The organism is Candidatus Beckwithbacteria bacterium (genome assembly GCA_012797845.1).
In the GTDB taxonomy this organism is placed as follows: domain Bacteria; phylum Patescibacteriota; class Microgenomatia; order UBA1400; family UBA1449; genus JAAZOH01.
The window spans coordinates 1-3287 of record JAAZOH010000027.1 but is presented as its reverse complement, the minus strand read 5'-3'; the positions used below and the strand labels follow the sequence as shown (position 1 = coordinate 3287).

Here is a 3287-nt window from a genome sequence, read left to right as displayed (position 1 = left end):
GCCTGGATAGGCTGTCATTTCCGGAGGGTCATCATAGACGAGTTTCCACTTCCGTACTTCTTGACCGCCGCCACCACATGGCTGACCGCAAATAGCTGGATCTCCAAAAACCTCACAACAACTACCACCGCTACCGCTACCCGGCGGTTTATTGTGTACCAGTAGTCCTTCAGCAAAATAAGTATGAGTATTAGCTACTTCCAAATTGTAAACTGGTACAGTTTTATTAACCAATTCAATGGAGCTAATAGTTATCCAACCATCAATAACATCCCACAATTCATCTCCTACTTTGGCTTCTCCAATTTCTCTCCATTCTCCATTACTTTTATTTTTTACAAATAAGGTATCAAAAATTGATATCTTTTTCAGAAACACTGGATGATTTGGAGTTACTTTTAACTCTTTTCCATTGTTTGTCTTAACAATTAGATACTCATCCGCTACTTGGTCTCCTTCATGGCGAAATACTTGAGTTACTTTGGCAACCTCAACCTTTCCACTTTCCGAATTCTGGCTCATTACTTCTTCCCCAACCTTGAAATCTTCAATGCTTTTAGTCTCTCCATCAGGTAAAAGGATTTGGGTTTGGGGAAGGAAACAACTACCACCACTACCTTCACCCTCACATACAATTCCATACGTCCCACACCAACCTGCATAACTGGGCATTGCTAGGATGGTATATGTAAAGGTTATAAATAAAACAGTAATAATTAGTTTGTGTAAAAACAACATAATTTATTTGGTCAGAATTATTTTAGCTTTGGCTGTTCCAGAAATAAAGTCAACGTCTTTTCCGATCGATTTAGTATCTGGAAGTACCAAAACAAGTATCTTTTGATCTAGTTTTAATTTACTTATTCCTGTTTTTTTCTGCCTACGGATGATCAATTCCTTGTTACTAAGGTATCTGGTTTTAAGTAAAACTTTCTCCACATTAGTATTTAAAGGGAGAACAGAAATTTTTATTTCACTATTTTCGTACTGATCATCATCTACTTCTAAAACTAATACAGTATTTGATTGATTATTAATTATTTGTTTGACCTGGCCAATAAAATAATAATAATCAACTTGATCATCATCCCCTGTTTCTTCATATATTTGGCTTACTTGCCAATTTGCTATTGATAGGGGCTCATTCGGGCTACGCTCCTGGATAAGGAAAAAGTAATCATGCCACCTAAACCCTAAGGGATATTTGTTATTTAAAATTACTAAAAAAGAAGCCAAGCATACAATAAAAAGCAACAAAACTGTCACAGCTGGAAGCAAAAATGTTTTTGTAGAAATAACCATTAATTACATTGAAGCATAAAAAGCAAATCTTAACAAGTTCTCAGGATGTCAGCATAAATTACAATTTTAAAAATATATTTATCGATTTCCCCAATATTCAGGTTGATGATTAACCACTTCGCTGAGAAATCTATTTTCTACTGCATTTAAATCACCTCGACCTGCCATCACATCTTTCAGCCTTCCCCATGTGTATGCTTCCCAAGCATTGTTATTTTCCGAAGGCGGAGCATGTTGACTCCCATACAGCTCTTTCAAAACAAACCATTTTCGTATCTGCCAAATCTCATCTGGACTAAACAAGAAGGCCTCATTGGCAACGGGTACTGTTTCGGTGGGAAACATGTGAGATATCGGCAAGCCGATAACCTGTTTTCCATTTCCTTTAGTATACTGTCCGAATATCGATCTATCATCATGAATAGGTTCTGATTTAATATTTATCTCAATTTGATCACCCATAGCTAAAATTTGATAAAAAATACTTGGATCTGTTCTCGCTGCTTCAACAAGTAATTTCCTAATTTCTTGTTTTTGCTCTGCTGTGCCAAGATATATAGTTGTACTTTCAATAAGTGGCTTTAAAGCTGGATCAAGACCAGAGTAAATGTCTGGGTTTGTTGGTAGTAGATTGTCTTTTGGTGGCGCCTGGACTTCTGGTTGTTCTTTACCTTGATCAGGATCATCGTTTGAAATAGGTGCTGTACTATCAGAACCACTTACAGAAACTTTCTCAACCCCTATTCCTGGCCACAGAAAACCGATTGATCCATCAGAAGTTTGTACTTTGATCCATCCACTAGGTAATACTTCAATTTCTTTTACTTGTTGTAAATCTCTAATTGGAGTTGCTGTTCCTTGTTCTGGCCCCTCAGCAAATACGACTGCTTGAGAGTCTGGTTGAGCCTGATAGTAAGTCCCTGGTTCTAAGGTTGGTACAGGAGTTGGAGTTTCAGGAAGACCACCGCCTGGATTAGAAGGTAGCTGTTCTGGATGTCCACTAAAAATTGGGGCTGCATGACCAGGAACTTTACCTTGAGCTTCAGCGGCTCTCCAGCCCACTACTCCCTCATACGCTTGCTGATCGTTGTAACCAGCTATATCTACCGCCATATGATAAGCACCAGAAGCAGGTTCAACTAAGGTTGCAGCTACCATCCCAAGACTTGCAGCTGAATGAATGAGGTGATTTTCACGCCCTCCTCCTTTAACTGGAAGTCTATCTGTTTGATTTTGCAAAACTCCTTCATAAAAAGGACTTTGCAATGCTCTATTTGAACCTTCAACATAAGGAAGTATTGCTTCAATTCCAAAATGTTGTGACAGCTGGTTCATTTGTCTTTGGTATTCTTGCCAATCTTGTTTACTTGGTTTACCCTCTAAGTCAGGTAAGGTGATTTGTTTTACCAAACGACCCATTCTTTCTGCTACATGATCCTCGATTCCAATCTGCTGAAAAGTTCTTATTTTTTCTCTACTAACTAAAACTGTTTGCATTTCTCCGTGTTCGTTTTTAAAGTCTACGAGTATATCGCTCTTAGCATCACCCTGTCTATCTAAATCATTGGAAGCTTCTAAAGCTACATACCACGCTCTAAATAAGGGTTGATATTCTGTTTTTTCTAAAACTCTTTGTTCGGGAGTTAAAAAAATACGATCAGCTTTATTAGCTTGCTCTATGTGTAAAGGATGTTTGCCTTCAACTTGTATTACAGATGATTGTGATTGTTCTAATTGATCAATTTCTACAGGTGCCATATTTTTTTAAAAAACCAACTACACATAGTTGGTTTCAGATAATTACTTTTTTACTTGATATTGGACAGGTTATGTAATCCCATAACAATAGATGATTTAGCTAATGTTAACTTTTATCAAATTAATTTAGCTATCCTATAACATTATAGCACAAGCAACAATATGTAAACAATATGTAGAAAAATTGCTTGCCTCTACTCTGCTATAGGCTGGGCAAATAGTTTTGC

General features: G+C 37.3%; 3 protein-coding genes. All 3 read right to left on the bottom strand.

Features of this window, described 5'->3' with window-relative positions:
* The coding region (locus tag GYA49_03685; protein ID NMC36121.1) for a hypothetical protein at positions 1–738 on the bottom strand (738 nt) is incomplete at its 3' end.
* Between the two features lie 3 nt (positions 739–741).
* Positions 742–1302: a hypothetical protein gene (locus GYA49_03680; protein ID NMC36120.1), complete on the bottom strand. Its 561-nt coding sequence runs from the start codon at positions 1300–1302 to the stop codon at positions 742–744.
* 78 nt (positions 1303–1380) lie between these two features.
* A complete protein-coding gene (locus GYA49_03675) occupies positions 1381–3060 on the bottom strand; it encodes a hypothetical protein (GenBank protein NMC36119.1) in 1680 nt (559 codons plus the stop codon).
* Positions 3061–3287: the final 227 nt, after the last annotated feature.

Bases quoted from the DNA above. Each gene is read 5' to 3' on its own strand.
- GYA49_03680 (NMC36120.1), bottom strand. From the start codon at position 1,302: ATGGTTATTTCTACAAAAACATTTTTGCTTCCAGCTGTGACAGTTTTG.
- GYA49_03675 (NMC36119.1), bottom strand. From the start codon at position 3,060: ATGGCACCTGTAGAAATTGATCAATTAGAACAATCACAATCATCTGTA.